The organism is Salininema proteolyticum (genome assembly GCF_042685645.1).
In the GTDB taxonomy this organism is placed as follows: Bacteria; Actinomycetota; Actinomycetes; order Mycobacteriales; family Micromonosporaceae; genus Salininema; species Salininema proteolyticum.
This window is the reverse complement of record NZ_JBHUNX010000001.1, coordinates 449,014-471,853: the sequence shown is the minus strand read 5'-3', so window position 1 is coordinate 471,853 and position 22,840 is coordinate 449,014. Positions and strand designations below refer to the sequence as shown.

At 69.6% G+C, this 22,840-nt stretch carries 19 protein-coding genes; 11 read left to right on the top strand and 8 right to left on the bottom strand.

Features of this window, described 5'->3' with window-relative positions:
* The first annotated feature begins 5 nt into the window (after positions 1-5).
* The 3 genes from ACFTE1_RS02135 to ACFTE1_RS02125 are packed head-to-tail and all read left to right on the top strand — an operon-like array spanning position 6 to position 2,859.
* The gene (locus ACFTE1_RS02135; protein WP_380620443.1) at positions 6-932 is read left to right on the top strand and encodes a carbohydrate ABC transporter permease; all 927 of its coding nucleotides are present in this window, start codon (positions 6-8) and stop codon (positions 930-932) included.
* Entirely contained in the window at positions 929-1,816 is an 888-nt protein-coding gene (locus ACFTE1_RS02130; protein WP_380620441.1) for a carbohydrate ABC transporter permease, read from the top strand. The genes ACFTE1_RS02135 and ACFTE1_RS02130 overlap by 4 nt, the downstream gene beginning before the upstream one ends.
* A gap of 14 nt (positions 1,817-1,830) precedes the next feature.
* On the top strand, positions 1,831-2,859 hold the full coding sequence (locus ACFTE1_RS02125) for a LacI family DNA-binding transcriptional regulator (protein ID WP_380620439.1): 1,029 nt from the start codon (positions 1,831-1,833) through the stop codon (positions 2,857-2,859).
* Between the two features lie 99 nt (positions 2,860-2,958).
* Here the strand turns inward: ACFTE1_RS02125 and ACFTE1_RS02120 are convergent, their stop codons facing one another.
* The 6 genes from ACFTE1_RS02120 to ACFTE1_RS02095 form a co-directional block, all read right to left on the bottom strand.
* Positions 2,959-4,320: a carbohydrate-binding protein gene (locus tag ACFTE1_RS02120; protein ID WP_380620509.1), complete on the bottom strand. Its 1,362-nt coding sequence runs from the start codon at positions 4,318-4,320 to the stop codon at positions 2,959-2,961.
* Between the two features lie 427 nt (positions 4,321-4,747).
* On the bottom strand, positions 4,748-6,064 hold the full coding sequence (locus ACFTE1_RS02115; RefSeq protein WP_380620437.1) for an immunoglobulin-like domain-containing protein: 1,317 nt from the start codon (positions 6,062-6,064) through the stop codon (positions 4,748-4,750).
* 105 nt (positions 6,065-6,169) lie between these two features.
* On the bottom strand, positions 6,170-7,228 hold the full coding sequence (locus tag ACFTE1_RS02110) for an ABC transporter permease subunit (protein WP_380620435.1): 1,059 nt from the start codon (positions 7,226-7,228) through the stop codon (positions 6,170-6,172).
* Positions 7,225-8,295, bottom strand: a complete 1,071-nt coding sequence (locus ACFTE1_RS02105) for an ABC transporter permease (RefSeq protein WP_380620434.1) — start codon at positions 8,293-8,295, stop codon at positions 7,225-7,227. The genes ACFTE1_RS02110 and ACFTE1_RS02105 overlap by 4 nt, the downstream gene beginning before the upstream one ends.
* Entirely contained in the window at positions 8,292-9,800 is a 1,509-nt protein-coding gene (locus tag ACFTE1_RS02100; RefSeq protein WP_380620432.1) for a sugar ABC transporter ATP-binding protein, read from the bottom strand. Before ACFTE1_RS02100 ends, ACFTE1_RS02105 begins: the two co-directional genes overlap by 4 nt.
* Before the next feature lie 37 nt (positions 9,801-9,837).
* Complete coding sequence (locus ACFTE1_RS02095) at positions 9,838-10,878, bottom strand: ABC transporter substrate-binding protein (RefSeq protein ID WP_380620430.1); 1,041 nt, start codon at positions 10,876-10,878, stop codon at positions 9,838-9,840.
* A gap of 620 nt (positions 10,879-11,498) precedes the next feature.
* Between ACFTE1_RS02095 and araB the strand changes: the two genes are divergently transcribed.
* The 5 genes from araB to phoU all read left to right on the top strand — a co-directional run bounded on the left by araB (position 11,499) and on the right by phoU (position 17,524).
* Entirely contained in the window at positions 11,499-13,163 is a 1,665-nt protein-coding gene (gene araB / locus ACFTE1_RS02090) for a ribulokinase (protein WP_380620428.1), read from the top strand.
* Between the two features lie 59 nt (positions 13,164-13,222).
* The gene (locus ACFTE1_RS02085) at positions 13,223-13,942 is read left to right on the top strand and encodes an L-ribulose-5-phosphate 4-epimerase (RefSeq protein ID WP_380620426.1); all 720 of its coding nucleotides are present in this window, start codon (positions 13,223-13,225) and stop codon (positions 13,940-13,942) included.
* A 4-nt stretch (positions 13,943-13,946) separates the two neighbouring features.
* Positions 13,947-15,449 (top strand): L-arabinose isomerase, encoded by a 1,503-nt coding sequence (araA, locus tag ACFTE1_RS02080; protein WP_380620424.1) that lies wholly within the window; start codon positions 13,947-13,949, stop codon positions 15,447-15,449.
* Positions 15,450-15,825: 376 nt separating this feature from the next.
* Positions 15,826-16,587: a VOC family protein gene (locus ACFTE1_RS02075; protein ID WP_380620422.1), complete on the top strand. Its 762-nt coding sequence runs from the start codon at positions 15,826-15,828 to the stop codon at positions 16,585-16,587.
* 286 nt (positions 16,588-16,873) lie between these two features.
* Positions 16,874-17,524: a phosphate signaling complex protein PhoU gene (gene phoU, locus ACFTE1_RS02070; RefSeq protein WP_380620420.1), complete on the top strand. Its 651-nt coding sequence runs from the start codon at positions 16,874-16,876 to the stop codon at positions 17,522-17,524.
* On the opposite strand, the gene ACFTE1_RS02065 is transcribed toward phoU, so the two are convergent.
* A complete protein-coding gene (locus ACFTE1_RS02065; RefSeq protein WP_380620418.1) occupies positions 17,460-18,146 on the bottom strand; it encodes a lysoplasmalogenase family protein in 687 nt (228 codons plus the stop codon). The two genes, phoU and ACFTE1_RS02065, sit on opposite strands and share 65 nt — an antisense overlap.
* Before the next feature lie 199 nt (positions 18,147-18,345).
* On the opposite strand from ACFTE1_RS02065, the gene pstS reads away from it, so the two are divergent.
* The 3 genes from pstS (at position 18,346) to pstA (ending at position 21,471) form a co-directional block, all read left to right on the top strand.
* Positions 18,346-19,407 (top strand): phosphate ABC transporter substrate-binding protein PstS, encoded by a 1,062-nt coding sequence (gene pstS, locus ACFTE1_RS02060; RefSeq protein WP_380620416.1) that lies wholly within the window; start codon positions 18,346-18,348, stop codon positions 19,405-19,407.
* A gap of 178 nt (positions 19,408-19,585) precedes the next feature.
* Positions 19,586-20,557, top strand: a complete 972-nt coding sequence (pstC, locus tag ACFTE1_RS02055; RefSeq protein WP_380620414.1) for a phosphate ABC transporter permease subunit PstC — start codon at positions 19,586-19,588, stop codon at positions 20,555-20,557.
* The gene (gene pstA / locus ACFTE1_RS02050; protein ID WP_380620412.1) at positions 20,557-21,471 is read left to right on the top strand and encodes a phosphate ABC transporter permease PstA; all 915 of its coding nucleotides are present in this window, start codon (positions 20,557-20,559) and stop codon (positions 21,469-21,471) included. The genes pstC and pstA overlap by 1 nt, the downstream gene beginning before the upstream one ends.
* 324 nt (positions 21,472-21,795) lie before the next feature.
* Here pstA and ACFTE1_RS02045 read toward each other — a convergent pair whose 3' ends face one another.
* Positions 21,796-22,254: a hypothetical protein gene (locus ACFTE1_RS02045; protein ID WP_380620410.1), complete on the bottom strand. Its 459-nt coding sequence runs from the start codon at positions 22,252-22,254 to the stop codon at positions 21,796-21,798.
* Positions 22,255-22,840 lie beyond the last annotated feature (586 nt).

Below are 22,840 nucleotides of genomic sequence, written 5' to 3'. Positions count from 1 at the left end.
GCACCGTGACGACCGCGGAGACGACACGGCGGCGATCGCGCCGGAACGCGCGACTGTCGCCCTACCTCTACATCGCCCCGTTCTACCTCCTGTTCGCGGTGTTCGGCGTCTTCCCACTCGCCTTCACCGCGTGGGTCTCCCTGCACGACTGGTCGCTGCTGTCCGACGACCACGCGTTCGTCGGACTGGCCAACTACACGACCCTGCTGTCCGACCCCTACTTCTGGAACGCGCTGGGCAACACGGCGAGCATCCTCGTCCTGGCCACGCTCCCCCAGCTGTTCGCCGCGCTCATCCTGGCGAACATCCTCGCCATGAGGGTGCGCGCCCCCACGTTCTTCCGGATGGGCCTGCTGCTGCCCAACATCGCCTCGGTCGTCGCCGTCGCCGTCATCTTCAGCCAGCTGTTCGGACGGGACTTCGGACTGGTCAACTGGACCCTCGAACTCTTCGGAGCCGGCCGCGTCGACTGGCAGGCGGGGACGGCGACCTCCCACATCGCGATCGCGACCATGGTCGCCTGGAAGTGGACCGGGTACAACGCCCTCATCTACCTCGCGGCGATCCTCACCGTCCCCAGAGAGCTGTACGAGGCCGCCCGCATCGACGGCGCCACCAGGTGGCAGCAGCTGTGGAAGGTCACCGTCCCCTCCATCCGCCCGACGATCATCTTCACCGTCATCGTCTCCACCATCTACGGACTCCAGATCTTCGCCGAACCGCAGCTGTTCGCCGGCGGCGGGCCGTCGGGGACGACCGGAGGATCCTCGCGCCAGTTCCAGACCCTCACGCTCTACCTGTACGAGCACGGCTTCAACCGCGGCTTCCAGTTCGGCTACGCCTCCGCCGTCGCATGGACCATGTTCGCCGTCATCGTGATCGTCTCGCTGGTGAACCTCGCCCTGTCCCGCCGCATCTCCTCCGACCGATGAGCGAGACCCCGACCAAGGAGCCCGCCGTGAAACCGCACAGCACCCGCCGCCGCCTGCTCGTCCTGCGCGACCGGCCCGGCCGCCTCGCCTACCTGACCCTGACGGCGGTCATGTTCTTCTCGATCTTCCCGCTCTACTACAGCCTCGTCGTCGCCTCCCGCGACAACGCGGCCCTGGCCGAGACGCCGCCGCCGCTGACGCCCGGGGCGAACCTCTGGGAGAACACCGTCCGCGTCTTCGACACCGTGCCCTTCGGCGCGGCACTGGCCAACAGCGCCATCGTGTCCACCACCGTCGCCCTGTCGACCGTCCTCTTCTCGACGCTCGCCGGGTTCGCCTTCGCCCGCCTGCGGTTCAAGGGATCCCGCGTGCTCCTCGTCGGCGTCATCGCCACCATGATGGTGCCCATGCAGCTGGGGGTCATACCCCTCTACATGCTCATGGTCCGCCTAGGCTTCGCCGACACCCTCCTCGCCCTCATCCTCCCCGCGCTCGTCAACGCCTTCGGCGTCTTCTTCATGACGCAGTACCTCTCCTCGGCCCTGCCGGCCGAGCTCATCGAGGCCGCGCGAGTCGACGGCGCCTCCACCCTCCGCGTGTTCTGGAGCATCGTCCTCCCCGCCGCGCGGCCCGCCGCCGTCGTCCTCGGCGTCCTCACCTTCCTGACCGCCTGGAACGACTACTTCTGGCCCCTGGTCGTCCTCTCCTCCCCGGAGAGCCACACCGTCCAGGTCTCCCTCTCCACCCTCGCCGGCGGCTACGTCTCCGACCGGTCGCTCGTCCTGACCGGGACACTCCTCTCCACGCTCCCGCTCCTGGCGGTCTTCGCGGTGCTGGGCCGCCACATGATCAGTGGCATCATGGAGGGAGCCGTCAAAGGTTGAGAGGAGTCGGCGCCGTGGCCGGACGCAACGCGAATCGGAGAGAACGCCCCACGCTCGTGCAGGTGGCCGCCGAGGCGGGAGTCTCGCGGGCCACCGCCTCGCGGGCGCTGCGCGGGGAGAGGACCGTCGACGCCGGGCTGCGCGCCAAGGTCGAACGGGCGGCGGAGAAGCTCGGATACGTGCCCAACGCGGCGGCGCGCTCGCTGGTCACGAGGCGGACGGACACCGTGGCCCTCATCCTCCCCGAACCGACCGACCGCGTCTTCAGCGACGACCAGTTCTTCCCCAACGTCATCCGCAGCGCCGCCGCCGAGTTCGAGGCCGCCGGGAAGCTGATGCTCCTGTTGACGGCGGGGTCCGAGGACGGGCACCGGCGCATCGAGCGCTACGCCCTGAGCGGGCACGTCGACGGCGTCGTCTTCGCCTCGCTGCGCGACGGCGACCCCCTGCCGGAACTCGTCCACCGGTCGGGGATCCCGGTGGTGTGCAACGGCGCCCAGAAGGGGTCGTCGATCCCCTATGTGGACGTCGACCACCGCAGCGGGGTCCGCGAGGCGCTGCGGCACATGTACGAGCGCGGCTGCCGGCGCATCGCCACCATCGCCGGCCCGCAGACCATGGTCGCCGGCCGCGAGCGCCTGGCCGCCTACGCCGAGGAGTCGAAGGCGCTGGGGACGGGCACGCAGATCGTCTTCGGCGACTTCACCAAGGAGTCGGGCCACAACGCCATAGGCGTGCTTCTGGACGAGGGGACGTGGGAGGACACCCCCGACGCGGTGTTCGCCGCCTCCGACCTGATGGCCTACGGGGCGCTGCAGCACCTGCAGCAGAAGGGGATCTCCGTTCCCGACGACATCGCGCTCGTCGGGTTCGACGACATGGAGATGGCGGCCTTCACCGAGCCGGGGCTGACGACCGTGCGCCAGCCGATCGACGAGATCGGCGCCGCCCTGGCCAAGCAGATGCTCATGCTCCTCGAGGGCGAGGAGGAGATCGCGAACGTCGTCCTGCCGACGCAGCTCATCCGGCGCGGCACCTGCTGACCCGCAAGCCGCTTCGCGCACCGTCCGGTTGACGGTGCGCGAAGCGCGTGCTATTCGAATCGATCACCGGGTCGGGACCCGTCGGCCCGGGCCGGAGCGTCAGCGGCGGAACCGGAAGGACCGCACGGTGACGTAGGGTTCGCCGTGTCCGGCGGTGAAGGTGAGGTAGACGTTGTGGGTGCCGGTGGGTCCGTCCACATTGCCCGGAATGTCGGTGAACGAGTTCCACCCGCCGGTGCTCCCCAGGGCGAACGATCCGATGGGCGGCGCGGTCGGTGAGCCGATCCGGACCTCTACCAGGCCGCTGACCCCGTCGGGGGCTCCGGAGGCGACGGTGGCGACCACGTCGAGCGGCGGCTGCGACCCGAACTCGACGCCGTCGAACCGCAGCCAGTCGCCGTTGGAGAGCGGGCCGACGGAGTCGTCGGCGGTCGGGACTCCGGAGGATCCGTCGTAGGATGTCGCCGCGATCGGCTCGTAGGCGTCGTGCCCGTCGCCCGGGTCGGGGTCGCAGTCGCCGCAGGGGTCTCCGTCGGCGGTGTAGACGCGGACGTAGTCCACCAGGAGCGAGTGGCCGGACTCGGTGGCGGCGGTAGGAGTCGGGAATCCCGCGACGCCGTCGGGGAAGGCGCCGCCGATGGCGAGGTTGAGCAGGATGAAGTACCCGGCGTGCCCGGTCATGTCCGCCCAGGTGTCGGCGGGCATGTCCGCCTCGGAGACGGTGTGGTGGAGCTGTCCGTCGACGTACCAGCGGAGCTGCTGGGAGGGCCCGGAGTCGTCCCATTCGAAGGCGTACTCGTGGAACTCGCCGGGGCAGGGGCCGGTCGGGCAGGCGGTCTCATGGCCGAGGCCGAGGGTCTCGTTGCAGGGGCCGCCCTGGGGGACTCCGCAGTGGAGGACGGCGGCGACCCAGTCGTTGCCGTTGACGTTCTCCATGATGTCGAACTCGCCGATGGCGGGCCAGTTCCAGTAGTTCCCTCGGTAAGGGGAGCCGAGGGCCCAGAAGGCGGGCCAGTACCCGAGGGCGGCGTCGCCGGTGACTCCGGGGATCTGGAGGTTCCCCTCGATCCGGAGGCTGCCGCCGGCAGGGGGTTTGAAGTCGCCGCGGTGGGTCTCGATGCGGGCCGAGGTCCAGTCCCCGTTCGCGTCCCGGAGCGCGGTGATCTCCAGGTTCCCGTTCCCGTCGAGGGAGATGTTGTCGGGGTCGTCGGTGTGGTAGGCGATCTCTCCGGTGCCCCAGTTGTCGGGGCCGCCGGGGTAGGAGTGGCCGATGTCGAACTGCCACAGGGAGGAGTCGGGCAGTTGGCCGGCCGGACCGTCGAACTCGTCGGCCCAGACGAGGTCCCATTCTGCGGCCGCGCCGGCTTCCCCGGGGGCGGCGTCCGCGTCGGTCTCGGCGGAGGCGGTGGGCGCGGTGGCCAGGGATACCGCCGTCAGGACGCCGGCTGCCGCGGCCGCCATGCCGCGACGGAGGACGCGGCTGCGCCTGCCGTCGCCGCGGAGAAAGCGGTCCGCTCCGGCGCCGCCGCGCGAAGCGTGCCCGCCGCCTGAGGCTCTGTTCCCGGCTGCGCTCTCGGCCGTGTTCTCGCGGGCGATGGCTCGACCGGCTATGCCGTTGTGGACGGTGGATTCGCCTTCGGAGGGCCGGCCGTGAGCGCCGCTCCGGGCACCTGTGCCGTCCGTTCGCCTCTCGGTACGGTCTTCGCCGTCGTCTCGGGTCGGATCCATGGTCTCTTCTCCCCTTGTCGGACTTGTGTTCCCGGATACGGAGAGCGCTCTCCCATAAAAATAGGTGGCTTTACCTATTTCAAGAGAGCGCTCTCTCTATCCCGTTATAACAAGGACGGAGCCAAAGATCAACACTTATCGATTACTTCGCCGGGGTCGGCTAACCCCAGGCCTGCTGGATCCTCTCGTACTCGCTCGCCGTCACCGGGACCACGGTGCCGTGGCGCGGGTGCTCGGGCAGGGACTGGCCGGCCGCCTCGGTCCACGTCCCGGCGGCCAGGTCGGTGGTCTCGAACGCCACATACCCGCGGCCGCCGTACTCGTCGATGAACATGTACCACTTCTCCTCGGTGTTCGACTTGAACACGAGCGGCCCCTCGCCCTGGCTGATCGCTCCGGCGCCGATGCACTCGGACTGGAAGTCCCAGTCGGTGTCGCGCAGGCTCTCCGACGTCTCGGACAGGATGAACTTCCCGCACGGGCTGTCGCCGGTGTTGGAGCGCTCGTCCTTGGTGAAGCGGTAGTAGACGCCGTCGTCCTCGGCGATGGTCGAGTCGATCGTCGAGTACCCCTTGTCGACCCACACGCGCGGCTCGGTGAAGTCCACGAAGTCGCGCGTGGTCGAGTACATCATCCGGTTGTACGTGTCGTCGGAGTGGTCGGGCGTCTCATAGAGCTTCGACGCCCAGAACACGACGTAGGCGTCGATCTCGTCGTCCCAGTAGGCCTCCGGAGCCCACGTGTTGCCGGCCGACTCGGGCGAGACCTCGACGAGGCGGCCCTCCGACCAGTCCACCAGGTCGGTCGACTCCCACACCATGATGGAGCGGGACCCGTGCCGCTGGGCGCCGTCCCAGTCCCCGTTCCCGTGGATCTTGAGGTCGGTGGCGATGAGGTAGAACCGGTCGCCCTCGGGAGAGCGGATCAGGAAGGGGTCGCGCGCCCCCTCCTCGCCCTGGTCCGTGGTGAGGACCGGCGCTCCCCCGTTGAGTTCGGAGAAGGACGTCGGGTCCTCGCCGTCGGAGAGGGCGGCGTACACCTGCTCGCCGTCCGGGAAACCCTCCCCGGTGAAGTAGGTGAAGAAGTATCCGGCGTAGTCCTCCTGTTCGGGGAGGGCCGGAACCTCGGTGGTGAAGCGCTTCTTCGCACGCGCCCTGTCCTTCTCGACCGTGGCCGTGAGGGTCACGGCTACCGCGTCCGACCCCGGTTCGGGGCGGTTCACCCGGCCGTCGGACGACAGCACGTCCTCCCGGGAGGAGCGCCAGGAGATCCGGGTCTCCTCGGCGCCTTCGGCGGGCAGGTTGAGCGCGGAGCGGGGGTCGTCGATATTGACGACGGACAGCTCCTCCACGGCTTCGCGGACGTCGGCCCGGTCGGCCAGGTGGCCGTTCTTCGCGGCGGCGGAGCCGGGCGCGACCGCCACGGCGAGCGCCGCCAGGGCGGCCCCCGCCGCCACGGCGGTTCTTCTTCGAGTCATCGTGTTCCCTCCATCGTTCCTAATCGTGTGGCGGGAACGGCCGCCCGGCCCCGACGGGCGGAGCCGCGACGGTCGCTCCCTTCGGCGTCCGGCCGATCCGGTGCCTCACGGCGCGGCCTGCTTCTGCGGTTCCGGCCGGGCGGGCTCGGCGCCGGGCGGCGCCGCGCGTTCCGCCACGGTTCGGCGGCCGAGCTTCTCGATGAGCTGCTGCAGGAGGATGAACAGCAGCAGGAGCGCGCCGACGGTCATGTTCGCCCACCAGGAGCTGAGGCTCCCCTGGTAGGCGATGATGGTGCTGATCAGGCCGAGCACCATGACGCCGGCGACGGTGCCGAGGACGAACCCGTAGCCGCCGACCAGGAGCGTCCCTCCTATGACGACGGAGGCGATGGCGTCCAGCTCGAATCCCACGCCGGCCAGCGGGTTGGCGGACTTGGTGTAGAAGGCGGCCACGACTCCGGCGAGGGCGGCGCAGAATCCGCTGATCGCGTAGACGGTGATCTTGGCGCGCGCCACGGGGAGGCCCATGAGGTGGGAGGACTGCTCGCTGCCTCCCACGGCGTACACGGTCCTCCCGAGGCGGGTGTAGTGGAGGATCGCGAAGGCGACGACCGCCGTGGCGAGGGCGACGAAGGTGATGTTGGGGAGGCTGACCTCGCCGAACCGGTGGCGCTCCATCCCCCAGGAGAAGAACTCGACGTCGCGCACGGAGATGTCGCGGTCGGAGATCTGCAGGGTCAGTCCCCGGTAGAGGAAGAGCCCCACGAGGGTGGCGATGAACGGCTGCACCTTGAAGTAGTGGATGACGGCTCCGATGAGTCCGCCGGAGAGCATGCCGAACAGCAGGACGCCGGGCACCGCCCATCCCGCGGGCACGCCCGCCTCGACGGTCAGCCACGCGCAGGCCATGGTGCTGAACGCCATGACCGACCCGACCGAGAGGTCGATGCCGCCGGTGAGGATCACGAAGGTCATGCCGACCGCCGCGATGAGGAGGGCGGCGTTGGTGACGAAGAGGTTGGCCACCACCTGGGGGTGGTCGAAGTTGCGGTAGTTGGCCAGGCCGCCGGCGTACAGGGCGGCGAGCAGGAGGAGCGTCGCCGCGACCGGCACGTAGCGGCGGGATCCGGCGCTGGACAGGACGGTGGTCACTGGGTTGGTCACGAGCGGTCCTTCTTCCGTGTCGGGGGCTGCAGCCGGCGGCGGAACTCGGGCGACTGGAGCAGCGCGACCGCGAAGACGACGACGGCCTTGGCGGTGAACTGCCATTGGGAGGAGAGGCCGACGTTGATGATGGTGACCTCCAGGGTCTTGATGATGACGACGCCGAGTGCGGTGCCGAGGAGGTGGAAGCGCCCGCCGGTGAGCGCGGTCCCTCCGAGGACGACGGCGAGGATCGCGTCCAGTTCGATCCACAGTCCCCCGTTGTTGGCGTCGGCGCTGCCGAGGTTGGACGCGGAGATGAGTCCGGCCAGTCCGGCGAGGAGCCCGCAGATGAGGTAGACGGCGAGGGTGAGCTCGCGGGCGCGGATGCCGGAGAGCCGGCTGGCCTCGGGGTTGCCGCCGACCGCTTCGAGCAGCATTCCCATGGCCGTCTTGCGGGTCAGCAGGGCGAGGAGCAGCAGGACGGCGAGTCCGATGAGGATCGGCACGGGGACGGTGAGGACCGACCCGCGTCCGAGCCCTCCGAAGGGGCCGGCGTCGTCGACGTTGGGGATCTGGCCGCCGGTCACCAGCTGGGCGATGCCGCGGCCGGCGATCATGAGCACGAGGGTGGCGACGATGGGCTGGATTCCGAAGACCGACACCATGGTGCCGTTCCACGCCCCGATGGCGGCGGCGACGGCCAGCGCCAGGGCGACGGCGAGGACGACGCGGCCGAGGGCCTGCTGGTCGCCTCCGATGAGGAACTGGCAGGCCACGGCCGCGGCTATGGCGTAGACGGCCCCCACGGAGAGGTCGATGCCCTTGACCGCGATGACGAGCGTCATGCCGAGGGCGACCAGGAGGAGGGGCGCGCTGTTGCGCAGGACGGTGACGAAGGGGCCGCCCATGCGCCCGTCCTGCCATTGCGGGAGGACGAAGTCGACGCTTCCGGTGGCGATGACGTTGACCAGGACCAGGGCGGCGAGGATGAGCAGCGGCCACAGGAGTCCCCGGGAGGGGCGGCGCGCGGGGGCCTTCTTCTCGGCCGCGCCGGCGGCGGGCCCGTCGGTGTTCACGTCGGTCACGGTCGCGCCCCTCCCGCGATGGTGTCCACGATGGTGGAGGCGGTGGTCTGCGGCGTGTTGTCGAGGATGTCTATCATGCGGCGGTCCTTGAGGACTCCTATGCGGTCGGAGAGGCGGACGACCTCGTCGAGTTCGGCGGAGATGAAGACGACGGACATGCCCTGGCCGGACAGCTCGGCCACGAGGTTCTGGATGTCGGCCTTGGCTCCGATGTCGATGCCCCGGGTGGGCTCGTCGAGGATGAGCAGGCGCGGCTCGGTCAGGAGCCAGCGGGCCAGGAGGACCTTCTGCTGGTTGCCGCCGGAGAGGTTCCGGACGGGCATGTCGGGGTCGGCCGGGCGGATGTCGAGCCGTTCGACGAGGTCGGCGACGACGGTGCGGCGCTTCTCGGCGGGTATCGGCCGCGCCCATCCCAGGGAGGCCTGGAGGGCGACGGTGATGTTCTCGGCGACCGTGAGGTCCGGCAGGAGGCCCTCGGTCTTGCGGTTCTCGCTGCAGTAGGCGATGCCCGCGGCGATGGCGTTGCGCGGGTTGTGGCCGCGCCGGGTCCGTCCGTCGACGGCGAGGGTCCCGGCGTCGGCGGGGTCGGCGCCCGCCAGGAGCCGCGCGGTCTCGGTGCGGCCGGAGCCGAGCAGCCCGGCGAGGCCGAGCACTTCGCCTCGGCGGAGGTCGACGGTGAACGGTTCGACGGCGCCCTTGCGCCCCAGGGCGGTGGCGGAGAGGAGGACCTCGTCGCGCGGTTCGCGTTCGCGGCGGCGCTCCTCGAGTCCGGCCAGGGAGGTCGATTCGCGGCCGAGCATGCGGCCGATGAGGTCGGCCTCGGGGAGGTCGGCGGTCGGCCACTCGCCGACGAGGGTCCCGTTGCGCAGGACCGTCATCCGGTCGCAGACGTCGTAGACCTGGTCGAGGAAGTGGGAGATGAAGACGAGCGCGGTCCCGTCGTCGGCGAGGCGCCGCATGGTGTCCAGCAGGCGGCGCACCTCGTCCTGGTCGAGGGAGGAGGTCGGTTCGTCGAGGACGAGGACCTTGGCGTCCATGTCGACGGCGCGGGCGATGGCGACCAGCTGCTGCACGGCGATGGAGAGGGTGGAGAGCGGGGCGGTGACGTCGAGGTCGAGTCCGACGCGGGCGAGGGCCTCCTCGGCGCGTTTCCGCATGGCGCGGAACCGGATGAACGGTCCGAGGCGGGGCTCGCGCCCGGCGAAGAGGTTCTCCGCGACGGTGAGGTTCTCGGTCAGGTTGACCTCTTGGTAGACGGTCGCGATCCCGGCCTCCTGGGCCTCCCTCGGGTGGTGGAAGGAGACGGGCCGGCCGTCGAGCTCGACCGTCCCCGAGTCGGGGCGGTGGACTCCGGTGAGGGCCTTGACGAGCGTGGACTTGCCCGCTCCGTTCTCGCCCATGAGGGCGTGGACCTCCCCCGCGCGCAGGGTCAGGTCCACGCCGTCGAGGGCGGCGACCCCCGTGAAGGACTTGGAGACGCCCTTCATGCGGATGATGGGTGGCATGGTGGTTCCTTAGGGTGTTCCCGGTCGCGCGGGCCGGTCAGTACTGGCGGTTGGGCAGTTCGTCCGCGAACTCGTCGGGGCCGTAGGCGGACTCCTCGACGGGGACGTACTTGTCGACGTCCTCGCCGCCGACGACGTCGACCGCGAGGTCCATGAGCTGGTCGCCGAAGACGGGGTTGCACTCGACGATGTAGTCGACCTTCCCGTCGGCGCCGGCCTGGAAGCCGGCGGCGGAGCCGTCGACGATGATGACCCGGACGTCCTCGCCGGGCTCGACTCCGGCCTCCTCCATCGCCTGGATCGCGCCGAGGCCCATCTCGTCGTTGTGCGCGTATAGCACGTCGACGTCCTCGGGGTCGTGGCTCTGCAGGAAGACCTCCATGACCTCTTTGCCTCCCTCGGCGGTGAAGTCCCCCGACTGGCTGTCCAGCAGGTCGTAGTCGAAGCCCTCGCCGTCGAGCACTTCGTAGAACCCGGCCTTGCGGTCGTTGGCGGGGGCCGATCCGACGGTGCCCTCGAGTTCGAGGACGGCGGTGCCGTCGGCGTCGGCGAACTCCTCGGTGACCCACGCGCCGGCCTTGCGGCCCTCTTCGACGAAGTCGGAGCCCAGGCGGGTGGCGTACAGGTCCTCGTCGGACTGTTCGACGCTGCGGTCGGCGAGGAGGACGGGGATGTCGGCGTCCCGGGCCTCCTCGAGCACCTCGGTCCAGCCCGTCTCCACGACGGGGGCGAGGACGATGGCGTCCACGCGCTGGGTGATGAGGTTGCGCATGCCCTCCAGCTGCTTGGCCTGGTCCTGCTGGCCGTCGATGAACTTCAGCTCCGCGATGCGGTCGTCCTCCCCTGCCGAGGAGCGGACGGACTCGGAGTTGGCGGTGCGCCAGGCGGACTCGGCGCCGACCTGGACGAAGCCGATGACGAGGCCGTCGTCGGACCCGCCGGAGTCGCCGCCGCAGGCGGCCAGTCCGAGGAGGAGGCCGGTGGCGGCGAGGCCGCCGACGAGGCGTCGGGTGACGCCGGAACGGGCGGCCCCGCGGAAGAAATGTTGATTCTTGTTCGCTCGATCAGCACCGCTCATCGAGCGCGGGGAGGGGCTGTTATCACTGTGGGCCGCACGCCCTTGTGAACTCGTGATTCGGTCAGTCGCGGGGTTCGCCGCGGAGTTCTCGGACATCATGAGCCTTTCGATTTTGTGTGAATTTGTTGTTTATTGGCCTGATTCTATGTTTGAACTGAGGGCGAGTCAACAGAGCGGCCGCAGTGATTCATAACGATTCAGCCATATCCGCGTAACATGTCCGTAAAACTTCGCGATCCCCTCGGGGGTCCGGGGATGCCGACCGGCCGGGAATGTTCATTTCCGTCGGCACGGTCGCCCTGCGGCCGAGTGCTGGACGGCGCCGGGCCCGACTGCGGTGACCAGTGTGTTCAACTCTGTGGAAGACTGGTGGTTTTTCGTGCGAGTGGACATCGAACCGAGGCGGCACCGCGTCGGCGGTCCCGAATCTCAGCCCGGAAAAGCCCCGGGGCGGGCTTTACTTGTTTGTTTTTGTCGTTTATTGTTCGTTCAAGACTCAAGCAGACCTGTCCACCAGTGACGGCCACGAGCACGGCGCCCCGCGGGGAGTACCACTCCGCTCCTCCGGAACCCGCCGCTCTGCTCCGAGTGACCTCACTCCCCGGGGAAGGAACCACCCTATGGCCGACCCATCGTCCTCCGCCGTCATCGGCATCGACTTCGGCACCCTGTCGGGCCGGGTCATCGTCGTGTCGACCGACGACGGCACCGAGCTCGCTAGCGTCGAGCACGTCTACCGCCACGGCAGCATCGAACACCACCTGCCCGAATCCGACCAGCGGCTGCCCGCCTCGTGGGCCCTCCAGGACCCCGACGACTGGCGCCAGGTCCTCAGCCGGGCCGTTCCCAAAGCGCTGGAGCAGTCCGGCAGGACCGCCGCCGACATCGTCGGCATCGCGACCGACTTCACCTCCTGCACCGTCCTCCCCGCCACGGCCGAGGGATCCCCGCTGTGCGAGCTGCCCGAGCTGCGAGCCCGTCCGCACGCCTGGCCCAAGCTCTGGAAGCACCACGCGGCGCAGGACCAGGCCGACCGGATCACCGAGCTCGCCCACGCCCGAGAGGAGGACTGGATCCGCCGCTACGGCGGCAAGATCTCCTCCGAGTGGCAGTACGCCAAGGCCCTCCAGGTCCTGGAGGACGACCCCGAGATCTACCGCCGCACCGACCGGTGGATCGAGGCGGCGGACTGGATCGTCTGGCAGCTGACCGGCCAGGAGAACCGCAATACCTGCACCGCCGGGTACAAGGGGATCTACCAGGACGACGGCTGGCCCTCGCGCGACTACCTGGCGGCCCTGCACCCGGAGTTCGCCGACTTCGCCAAGTCCAAGCTCGACTTCCCGCTTTCGCCGCTGGGCGGGCGCGCGGGAGGATTGAGCTCCAGGGCCGCCGAGTGGACCGGGCTGCGCGTGGGCACCCCCGTCGCGGTGGGCAACGTCGACGCGCACGTGACGGCGGCGGCCGCTCAGGCGGTCGACCCGGGTCAGCTGGTGGCGATCATGGGCACCAGCACCTGCATCGTCGTCAACGGCGACCTCCTGGCCGAGGTGCCGGGCATGTGCGGAGTGGTGCGCGACGGCATCGTCCCCGGCCTGTGGGGCTTCGAGGCCGGACAGTCCGGCGTCGGCGACATCTTCGCGTGGTTCACCAAGAACAACATCCCCGACTCCTACTCGAAGCTGGCAGAGCAGCGGGGCCAGTCCATCCACGACTACCTGAGCTCTCTGGCCGCCGAGGAGAACGTGGGCCAGCACGGCCTGATCGCCCTGGACTGGCACTCGGGCAACCGGTCGGTCCTGGTGGACCACGACCTGAGCGGCGTGATCGCCGGCCTGACGCTGGCCACCCGCCCGGAGCAGATCTATCGGGCGCTGCTGGAGGCCACGGCCTTCGGGGCGCGGAAGATCATCGACAGCCTGACGACGTTCGGCGTCCCGGTCACCGACATCACCGTCGCCGGGGGCCTGCTGAAGAACGAGCTGCTCATGCAGATCTACGCCGACGTGCTCAACCGGCCGTTGAACGTGCTGACCAACCCGCAGGGGCCGGCGCTCGGCTCGGCGATCCACGCGGCGGTCGCCGCGGAGGTGTACCCGGACATCCGCAGCGCCTCCAAGGCCATGGGAGCGGTGCGGCGCAACGCCTACCACCCCAACCCCGACAACGCCGCCCGGTACGACGAGCTCTACCGCGAGTACTGCGAGCTGCACGACCACTTCGGGCGGGGCGGCACGGAGATCCTGCACCGGCTCAAGCAGATCGCTCGGGACGCGCAGTCGTGACGGCGCGAGTGCGGGGCCCACGTCGAGCGGAATCCGAGACGACGAAAGCGAACACGACTATGTCCGACATGGTGGAGAAGTACCGCAGGGAAGTCTGCGAACTGCACGGAGAACTGATCAGGTGGGGACTGGTCGCGTGGACGGCGGGGAACGTCAGCGCCCGCGTCCCCGGCACCGACCTCATGGTCATCAAGCCCTCCGGGGTGTCCTACGAGGACCTGACCCCGGAGTCGATGGTGGTGTGCGACCTGGACGGGGTTCCCGTCGACGAGGGGGCGTCGCCCTCTTCGGACACCGGCAGCCACGCCTACGTCTACCGGCGCCGGCCCGACGTCGGCGGGGTGGTCCACACCCACAGCCCCTACGCCACCGCCTGGGCGGCGACGGGGGAGCCGATCCCGTGCGTCATCACCGCGATGGCCGACGAGTTCGGCGGGGAGATCCCGGTGGGGCCGTTCGCGCTGATCGGCGACGAGTCGATCGGCGAGGGGATCGTGGAGACGCTCGAGGGCAGCCGCTCTCCGGCGGTGCTCATGAGGCAGCACGGGGTCTTCTCGATCGGGAAGGACGCCAAGGCCGCGGTGAAGGCGGCGGTGATGTGCGAGGACGTAGCTCGGACGGTGCACATCGCGAAGCAGATGGGGGCGGTGGAGCCGATTTCCGGTGCGGACGTCGACTCGCTGTTCGACCGCTATCAGAACGTTTACGGGCAGAAGAAGGGTCCGGCGGGCGCCGCGTCGCGCGAGCGCGCCGGTGCCGCCGAGGGGAAGGATGACTGAGGCTATGAGCGTCGACGCGAGCGGAATGGAAGTGTGGTTCCTGACCGGGAGCCAGGAGCTGTACGGGCCCGAGGCGCTGGAGGCCGTCGAGCGGCAGGCGCGCCGGGTGGCCGAGGAGCTGGACGCCCCGGACGGGTCGGGCCGGAGGCTGCCGGCGCGGGTCGTGTTCAAGCCGGTGGTGACCACGCCCGACTCGATCCGCCGCGTCATCACGGAGGCCGGCGCCGACGACTCCTGCGCGGGCGTGATCGCGTGGATGCACACGTTCTCCCCCGCGCGCATGTGGATCTCGGGCCTGCAGCGGCTGTCGAAGCCTCTGCTGCACCTGCACACCCAGTTCAACCACGACCTGCCGTGGTCTCGGATCGACATGGACTTCATGAACCTCAACCAGGCCGCGCACGGCGACCGGGAGTTCGCCCACATCCTGACCCGCCTGGGCGTCCCGCGCAAGACGGTCGTCGGGCACTGGGGCGGCGAGCACGTCAGGGCGCGGCTCGACTCCTGGTGCCGGGCCGCCTGCGGGCTGGCCGAGGCCAGGAGGCTCTCGGTGGCCCGGTTCGGCGACAATATGCGCCGGGTGGCGGTGACCGAGGGAGACAAGGTGTCGGCGGAGATCGACCTGGGCCCGGCGGTCAACGGCTACGGGATCTCCGAGGTCGCCGACCGCATGGCGGGCTTCGGGGACGCCGAGGCGGGCGCGCTCGTGTCCGAGTACGAGGAGGCCTATGACCTGGTGCCGGAGCTGCGCGCAGGGGGCGAGCGCCGCTCGGACCTGGTCGCGGCGGCGCGGATCGAGCTGGCGCTGGCGTCGTTCCTGGAGGAGACGGGCGCCGGGGCGTTCACCGACACCTTCGAGGACTTGGGGGCGCTGCCGCAGCTGCCGGGGATCGCGGTGCAGCGCCTGATGGAGCGCGGCTACGGTTTCGGCGCCGAGGGCGACTGGAAGACGGCGATCCTGGTCCGGATCGGCAAGGCCATGGCCCGGGGGCTGGACGGCGGCACGTCGTTCATGGAGGACTACACGTACAACTTCGGCGCGGAGCATCCGCAGGTGCTGGGCGCGCACATGCTGGAGGTGTGCCCGTCCATCGCTTCGGCGCGGCCGAGCTGTGAGATCCATCCGCTGGACATCGGGGGGAAGTCCGATCCGGTGCGGCTGGTGTTCACGGCGCCGGAGGGTCCGGGGACCGTGGTGGGCCTGACGGACCTGGGCGGCCGTTTCCGGCTGGTGGTCAACGAGGTGGACGTGGTGGCCCCGGAGGAGGACCTGCCGCGCCTGCCGGTGGCCCGTGCGGTCTGGACGCCGAGGCCGAGCCTGGAGGTGTCGGCCGAGGCGTGGATGCAGGCCGGGGCGCCGCACCACACGTGCTTCTCCCAGGCGCTGACCGCAGAGGTGTGGGAGGACTTCGCCCGGATGGCCGGGGTGGAGGCGGCCCTCATCGACGGGGAGACCTCTCCCCGGAGCTTCCGCCGCGAGTTGGAGTGGAGCGCTCGTTCCTTCTAGCGCGTCGGGCCGGCCGGGGGTGCTCCGAGGGAGTTCCCCCGGCCGGCCACTTTCGTCGGGGCCCGCGCCCCGCCCCGACGCGGCTTGTCATCCCCCTCTCCACCGCGGTCCCGTATCGCCCCTGGTACGGAGTTCGGCGGGATCCGACCGTTCTGCATGTCCGCTGTGAATGCGACCAGTTCCCACCTCCTTGCGGTCCCGCTCGTGCCATGGTGTCCCTAGACGAACGGTCGCCCCTTCCGGGCAGCGGATCCGCCTCGGAACACGGTGCCGCCGCGGGGCGGAGTCGCCGTGGACGACCGATCATCCGGTGACGCCGGCGCCGGGCCGAGACGGGTCCGGCCGGCCTAACCCGAGCCGAGGAGGACGACACGCCATGACCGCCGCCATCTCGCAGGGCGCCCCGTTCTGGGCCGACGCCAACGCCGCGGACATCGCGGGCGACCAGGATTTCTACACGGGCCTGTTCGGCTGGACGCCGGAGGACCTGGGACCCGAGATGGGCCATTACCGGGTCATGAGCCTGCCGGACGGGCGCCACGTGGCGGGCCTGGCCCCCAACCGGCCGGAGAGCCCGGACTCCCCGGCGGTGTGGACGCTGTCGTTCAAGGTCGCCGACTGCGCGGCGAGCACGACCCTGGCCCGAGACCTGGGAGGCAGCGTCGTCATGGGCATCACCGACCTGGGCGACCTGACGTTCTCGCTGGTGGAGGACCCTCAGGGCGAGATGTTCGGGATCGTCGAGCACGGCGGCGGCGACTTCGGGTTCCAGGCGTCGCACGAGCGTTCGGCGCCGGTCTGGTTCTCCTACGGGGCGCCGGGGGATCCGGTCGACGCCATGCGCTACTACATCGACCTGTTCGGATGGCGCAGCAGATCGTCCCCGATGCCGGACGGGGGAACGATCCTGGAGATGACGGCGCCCGAGGAGTCCGGGGCCTTCTGCTCGGTGCGGACGGTCGCCGCCGGGGAGAGCCCGCACTGGACGGTCTTCTGGGGCGCGGAATCGGTGCCGCGGACCGTGGACCGCGCCGTGGCGCTGGGCGGTTCGGTCGTCGTTCCCGCCAGTCCGTCTCCGGCGAGCACGTGGGCGGTCCTGGCCTCGCCGGCCGGGTCGGTCTTCGGGGTCATGGACTGAGAAACGGTCTCCCGAACCGTCACCCGGACGCATTCCGCCGACGTATCACCGTCCTCATGCGACTGCGAATCGCATTTTGAATAGGATTCCCTGGGCCGCAATATGAATAATACTAACGCTCGGGAGGCCTCGAACCGGACCGGGAACCGGACCGATCCGGCATAGTACGATGATTCGGGCGGAGGAGGCCATTTTCCGGCCATGGGCGGTCAACCCTCTGTTCACCTTGTCGTCCGCTCATCCCCTTACCGTGGGGCGCAGTCGATCATATGAAGTGAGAACAGCCGTGGGAAACGTATTTCACCAGCAACTGGACGAGTTGGCCGAGCTCCTCGTCGACATGTCGCGCCGCACCACCCGCGCCATGGAGCGCGCCGGCGAGGCCCTGTCCACGGGCGACGTCGACCTGGCCCGGAAGGCCGTGGTGGGCGACGGGAAGATCAACCGCCTGCAGTACCAGGTGGACGACTTCGTCGTGGACCTCATGACCCGCTACCAGCCGGTCGCCCAGGACCTCCGCTTCATCCTCGGCGCCGCGCGCATCACGATCGACTTGGAGCGGGCGGCGGACTACGCCAAGCACATCGCCCAGACGGTCATCGACCGCGCCCCGTTCCCCGCGGTGCCGGAGTTCCTGCGCCCGCAGTACGAGGGCATGGCCCGGGCCGCGGTGCGGATCGGCGACAAGACCACCCGCGTGCTCGAGACGCTCGACACCGTGGAGGCCTCGCAGCTGTCGCTGGACGACGACGAGCTCGACGCCCTGCAGGAGACCGTCCACGGTTCCTTCGAGACCTGGGACTACGGAGCCCAGGCGGCAGTCGACGCGGCCCTGCTCGCCCGCTTCTTCGAGCGGTTCGGCGACCACTGCGTCAAGGTCGCACACCAAGTGGTGTACCTGGTGACAGGCGAGATCCGTCTCGATCGGTCCGCGTGATCCGCACCAGCGAACCGATGATCAGCACCTGCGCGGCGGCGTAGGTCACCATGATCGCGCCGGAGCGCCCCGCGAAGTCGATGTCGGCCAGGTCGAGCCCGATCATGAGGTCGGAGACGACGAAGGCCAGCGCCCCGGCGGTGAGCCACCGGTCCCGCAGCCCCGCGGCGAGCACCGCCATGCCCACCAGCAGCGCGCTGTAGATCGCCACCGGCGCGGCGAAGTCGCCGAAGGCGCCCCAGAAGTAGACGTTGAACGCCGCCCAGAAGACGAGCAGGCCCAGCGGCAGGCGCCAGTGCTCGCGCACCCCGGCCACCGCGCCGCGGCCGATGAAGATCCACATGTAGAGCACCTGCATGACGCCGAAGAGGGCGATGCCGGCGAGGAACGAGATCTCGTCGCCCCGCAGCAGCGCCGCGTCGGCCGCCCAAGCGGCGACCAGCGCGGGGAGGACGAGGCCGAGCCGCTCCCGCCTTCCGCGCGAGAGGGCGAGGAAGTAGAGCGCCAGCAGCGGCATGAGGGCGAGCTTCGAGAACCACCGCAGGTCGTCGGCGCCGGTGGCGATAGCGGCGACGTCGGTTCCGAGAGCGGCGGCGTAGAGTACGGCGAACAGGGTCGGCATCGGATTCCTTCTCGGGGGTTCGCGGGGGGAAAACGGTCATTTAAACCCTATCGGACCCGAACAGTGGTGGTCCAGCGCACTTTAGCCAAAAGTCCCTTCCGAGTTTACCTCTAGTTCAACTTCCTTTCGTCCCGCGTACGCCCTGAGCCATTTTCATGGGGCGTGACAGAGAAAGAATGGAAAAGGACAGAGAGATACCGTGAAAATTCACATGCGCCGTCGAGCCGCCTTCTCGACCCTCGCCGCGGGCTCCCTCGCTCTCGGTCTCGCCGCCTGCGGCGGAGGCAGTGAGGGTTCCACGACCATCGAGGGGACCGGCGCTTCGTTCCCGGATGCCTACTACCAGGTCGCCATCACCAAGTACCTCGAAGAGAACTCCGACTCCGACATCAGCTACAACGCCGTCGGCTCCGGCACCGGCAAGAGCGACTTCGCCGAGGGCCTCAACGACTTCGCCGGCACCGACTCGCTGGTCGGCACCGACGACGGCCCGGAAGAGGGCTCCTACCAGTACATTCCGACCGTCGCCGCCCCGATCACGGTCTCCTACAACCTGGAGGGCGTGGACGGGCTCAACATCGGCCAGGAGACCCTGGCCAAGATCTTCCAGGGCGACATCACCTCCTGGAACGACGACGAGATCGCCGCCGACAACGAGGGCGTCGAGCTGCCCGACGAGGACATCACCGTCGCGCACCGCTCCGACGGCTCGGGCACGACCGGCAACTTCACCAAGTTCCTCGACGAGGCCACCGATGCCTGGACCCTGGGCGCCGGCGACACCGCCGAGTGGCCGTCCAACGCGATCGCCGGAGAGAAGAACACCGGCGTCGCCCAGGCCATCCAGGACACGCCCGGCGCGATCGGCTACGTCGACTTCGCCGACGCCACCGAGACCGGCCTGGTGACCGCCAACATCGAGAACAAGGACGGCCAGTTCACCGCCCCGACCCTCGCGGGCACGACCGCCGGCCTCGAAGGCGCCGAGATCGCCGACGACCTCAGCTACAACCCGCTGAACGCCGCGGGCGCCGAGGCCTACCCGATCACCGCCCCGACCTACCTCCTCCTGCACACCGACCAGGACGGCGAGACCGCCGCCGAGGTCAAGGACTTCGTGACCTGGCTGCTCACCGACGGGCAGCAGTACGCCGAGGACGCCGGGTTCGCCCAGCTCCCCGACGGCCTCCGCCAGCAGGCCCTCGACGCGGTCGAGGCGACCCTCGGCGGCGAGGGTGACGGCGAGGCCGAAGAGAAGTAACGCACCGAGGGCCTTCCCGACAGGGCGGGCCCTTCCGGGTCCCCGGCCGCCGGCTCCGCGAGGAACCGCCGGCCGGGGGCCCGGGGACAGTGCCGGACCGCCAGCCACCTGGTCCGGCTGAACCGACCGGACCGCCGGCCTACAGGTCCGGACAACTGAGAATCTGGAGAAGCAGACCTTGAGTGCCATAAGCCCGCCCACGCCGGACCTAGAGCCGCGCGCCAAGACCCGATTGGCGGACAGGTCCTTCAAATGGCTCGTCCTCGGAGCCGGCCTGACCGTCCTCGTCGTCCTCGCGACCATCCTCATCTCGACCACGCTGCGGGCCATGCCGGCCCTGCGGCACGAGGGCCTCCTCGACTTCCTGGCCGGCAGCCGCTGGGCTCCGAACGAGCAGATCTTCGGAACCCTCTCGATGCTGTACGGCACGCTCGTCACCAGCCTCATCGGCATGGTCGTCGCCGTGCCCGTGTCGGTCGGCCTGGCGCTTTTCATCAGCGAGGTCGCCCCGCGCAAGGCCAAGAAGGGCATCGTCCTCATCGTCGACCTCCTCGCCACCGTCCCGTCGGTGGTCTTCGGCCTCGTCGCCGTCCTGGTCGTCGCCCCCAAGCTCACCGGCCTCTACACCTGGTGGTCGGACCTCGTCAGCCCGATCCCCGTCCTCAACACGGTCTTCGGCGACGTCACCAGCGGGCGCACCTACTTCACCGCCGGGATCGTCCTGGCGATCATGGTCATCCCGATCATCACCTCCATGGCGCGCGAGGTGTTCGACACCGTGCCCGACATCGACAAGCAGGCCGCCTACGCGCTGGGCGCCACCCGCTGGGAGATGATCAAGGGAGCCGTCCTCCCCCACTCCTTCGGCGGACTCGTCGGGGCGTCCATGCTGGGCCTCGGCCGGGCCATGGGCGAGACCATCGCCGTCACCCTGATCGTCGGCGGCGCCTTCCACATCTCCGGCAACATGTTCGCCTCCGGCAACTCGATGGCCGCCGTCATCGCCCAGCAGTGGGGCGAGTCCACCGGCCTCCACACCGACGCCCTGATCGGCATCGGCGTGGTCCTGTTCGCCACGACAGTCCTCGTCAACATCGTCGCGCGGGTCATCGTCCGCCGCGCCGAGGCCAAGTTCAAGGGAGCCCAGTGATGACGACCCTCGCACCCGCTCCGAAGGAGTCCCGGCAGGTGGACCTCAGCAGCAAGTCGATCGGCGCCGTCCGCAACGCGAAGAACCGCGCCGCCACGCTGGCCATCGCGGCCTGCCTCCTGGTCGCGGCGATCCCGCTGGGCTACGTCGCTTACGAGGTCATCGCCCGCGGCGGCTCGTCGCTCAGCCTCGAGTTCCTGACCTCCGACATCCCGCGCAACTACCGCGTCGAGGGCGGCGGCATGGCCCCGGCCATCGTCGGAACGCTGACCATCACCGGAATGGCCGCGCTCATGGCGCTTCCGGTCGGCATCCTCGGCGCCGTCTACCTCAACGAGTACGGCAAGAACTCGCCCCTGGCGCGGTTCATCCGCATGATGTCCGACGTCATGACCGGTGTCCCGTCGATCGTCATGGGCCTGTTCATCTACGTCGTCTGGGTAGTCAACGTCGGCGAGCGCAACGGCTTCGGCGGCGCTCTCGCGCTGGCCTGCCTGATGCTGCCGATCGTCATCCGCTCGGCCGAGGAAATGCTGAAGCTGGTGCCGGACGAGTACCGGCAGGCCTCGGCGGCCCTGGGCACGCCGAAGTGGCGCACCATCATGACGGTGGTGCTCCCGTCGGCCTCCTCGGGCCTCACGTCGGGTTCGCTGCTGGCCATCGCCCGCGCGGCGGGCGAGACCGCGCCGATCATCGTCACAGTCGGCATCACCTACGCGGTCAACCCGGACCTTTTCGCCGGTGGCAACACGACCTTGGCCGCGCAGATCTTCGGCAACGCCTCCCAGCCGTTCGCGGGCTCGACCGACCGGGCCTGGGGCGCGGCCCTGACGCTGATCGCCATCGTCTTCCTGTTCACCCTGCTGGCTCGGTTCATTTCCGCCAGGTTCTCGATTGAGGCCAAACAGGGATAGGGCAGCCCTCTCAGGCTGGCTGAGGACTGTCCGAAGAGGCCGGGACGCGAGTCGCACCGACTCCGCTCCCGGCTTTTTCCATGCCCGGGGGCGGCTTTCGCACTTCCGGGGCGGTGCTCCGGGCGCGTTGGCCGGCGCAGCGGCCGCGATCGCCGGGGGCTTCCGGCGCCGCGTGCGGCGTCAGGGACTTCGGGCGCCGCGTGCGGCGTCGGCCGTCCCGGCGGCGCCCCTCAGTCCGCGTCGTTCTCCGGACAGAGAGAACGGCCGCGGAGCTCTCGCTCTCGCGGCCGCTACTCTCTCACCACGCGGGGTGCGCCGGAACTCTCAGCCGGTCCACTGACCGGTCGGCACGTCCTGGTCGGCCAGTTCGTGGCGCCTGCTCCGTTTGCGCGTGTTGATCGGCACGGGGCCGGTCGGTCCGGGGGCCTTACCGAGCACCCGGCGCGCGTGGTTCAAATACTTCAACCCCGCCAGCGAATACGCCCGGGCCTGTTCGAATTGCCGTACGCCCTTGGCGGTCGTGAGCGACTCCCTGGCCTCGGCCAGGAGCCGCTTGGACCGCTCCACCGCCGACTTGGCATCGTCGTTCCCCTGAACTCGGGGAATGATGGCGAGCTGGTTGGCCAGCAGCTCGGTCCAGGCCTCCGCGTCGGACTTGGCGCGTGCCTTGCGCTTGCGCCTGGTCTCGAGGTGGGAGCGGAGTCCCAGGACGAGTGCGGCCAGGAGCACGACGGCGACAACTGCTCCGAACGAAACGAGGGCGACCATGATAGCGGTTTGCATGAGTTCACCTCCGTGACGCAGTCGTGAAGTTTTGTCTCTTTCAATGGTAGGCCATTCACCCCGGCAGCAGGTAGTCCCCCGGTGCCGACACTCTGAACCCTGAGAGCATTTTATGAAAATTCCTCTACCAGTGGATTGAATACGACGAATCCACATGATCGGCCGGAAGATCTGCTCTCGATGAGCCGGCCGCGTCCTCCGGCCGCCCGATGCGGGCGAAGACGGCTCCAGCTTCCCCACCGTGCACACCGCCCCGGTTCCGGACGCCCGACGGGCAGCGAAGACGGGCCCGAGGCCCGTGATCGCGCGGCGACCCGCGTTCCGACTCTGTGGACACCGGTCCTCTCGACAGGACCGGGACACCGCCCTCCTCCGGCCCTCGGTGAGAAAGAACGGGTGGGCGCCTCCCAGGCTATAGGCGGCCGCGCATCCGGCACCAGGGGCGGGGCCGAGATCCACCCGCCCGGGGTCGCCGGAGGAGGCGGCGACGCGGTCCGATTCCCAGGATCCCAGCTCGGAGGCCCTTCATATGCGATAATGCGCATGTTAGCATTAGAACGGGCCGCGCAGTCGACGCCGATAGGCT

What these genes read in the sequence shown, in the direction of transcription:
- ACFTE1_RS02130 (WP_380620441.1), top strand. Translation starts at nt 929, where the DNA reads ATGAGCGAGACCCCGACCAAGGAGCCCGCCGTGAAACCGCACAGCACC.
- ACFTE1_RS02120 (WP_380620509.1), bottom strand. Translation starts at nt 4,320, where the DNA reads ATGGCGGCCGCGGCAGCCGGCGTCCTGACGGCGGTATCCCTGGCCACC.
- ACFTE1_RS02115 (WP_380620437.1), bottom strand. Translation starts at nt 6,064, where the DNA reads ATGACTCGAAGAAGAACCGCCGTGGCGGCGGGGGCCGCCCTGGCGGCG.
- ACFTE1_RS02100 (WP_380620432.1), bottom strand. Translation starts at nt 9,800, where the DNA reads ATGCCACCCATCATCCGCATGAAGGGCGTCTCCAAGTCCTTCACGGGG.
- ACFTE1_RS02095 (WP_380620430.1), bottom strand. Translation starts at nt 10,878, where the DNA reads ATGAGCGGTGCTGATCGAGCGAACAAGAATCAACATTTCTTCCGCGGG.
- araB (WP_380620428.1), top strand. Translation starts at nt 11,499, where the DNA reads ATGGCCGACCCATCGTCCTCCGCCGTCATCGGCATCGACTTCGGCACC.
- ACFTE1_RS02085 (WP_380620426.1), top strand. Translation starts at nt 13,223, where the DNA reads ATGTCCGACATGGTGGAGAAGTACCGCAGGGAAGTCTGCGAACTGCAC.
- araA (WP_380620424.1), top strand. Translation starts at nt 13,947, where the DNA reads ATGAGCGTCGACGCGAGCGGAATGGAAGTGTGGTTCCTGACCGGGAGC.
- ACFTE1_RS02075 (WP_380620422.1), top strand. Translation starts at nt 15,826, where the DNA reads ATGACCGCCGCCATCTCGCAGGGCGCCCCGTTCTGGGCCGACGCCAAC.
- ACFTE1_RS02065 (WP_380620418.1), bottom strand. Translation starts at nt 18,146, where the DNA reads ATGCCGACCCTGTTCGCCGTACTCTACGCCGCCGCTCTCGGAACCGAC.
- pstA (WP_380620412.1), top strand. Translation starts at nt 20,557, where the DNA reads ATGACGACCCTCGCACCCGCTCCGAAGGAGTCCCGGCAGGTGGACCTC.
- ACFTE1_RS02045 (WP_380620410.1), bottom strand. Translation starts at nt 22,254, where the DNA reads ATGCAAACCGCTATCATGGTCGCCCTCGTTTCGTTCGGAGCAGTTGTC.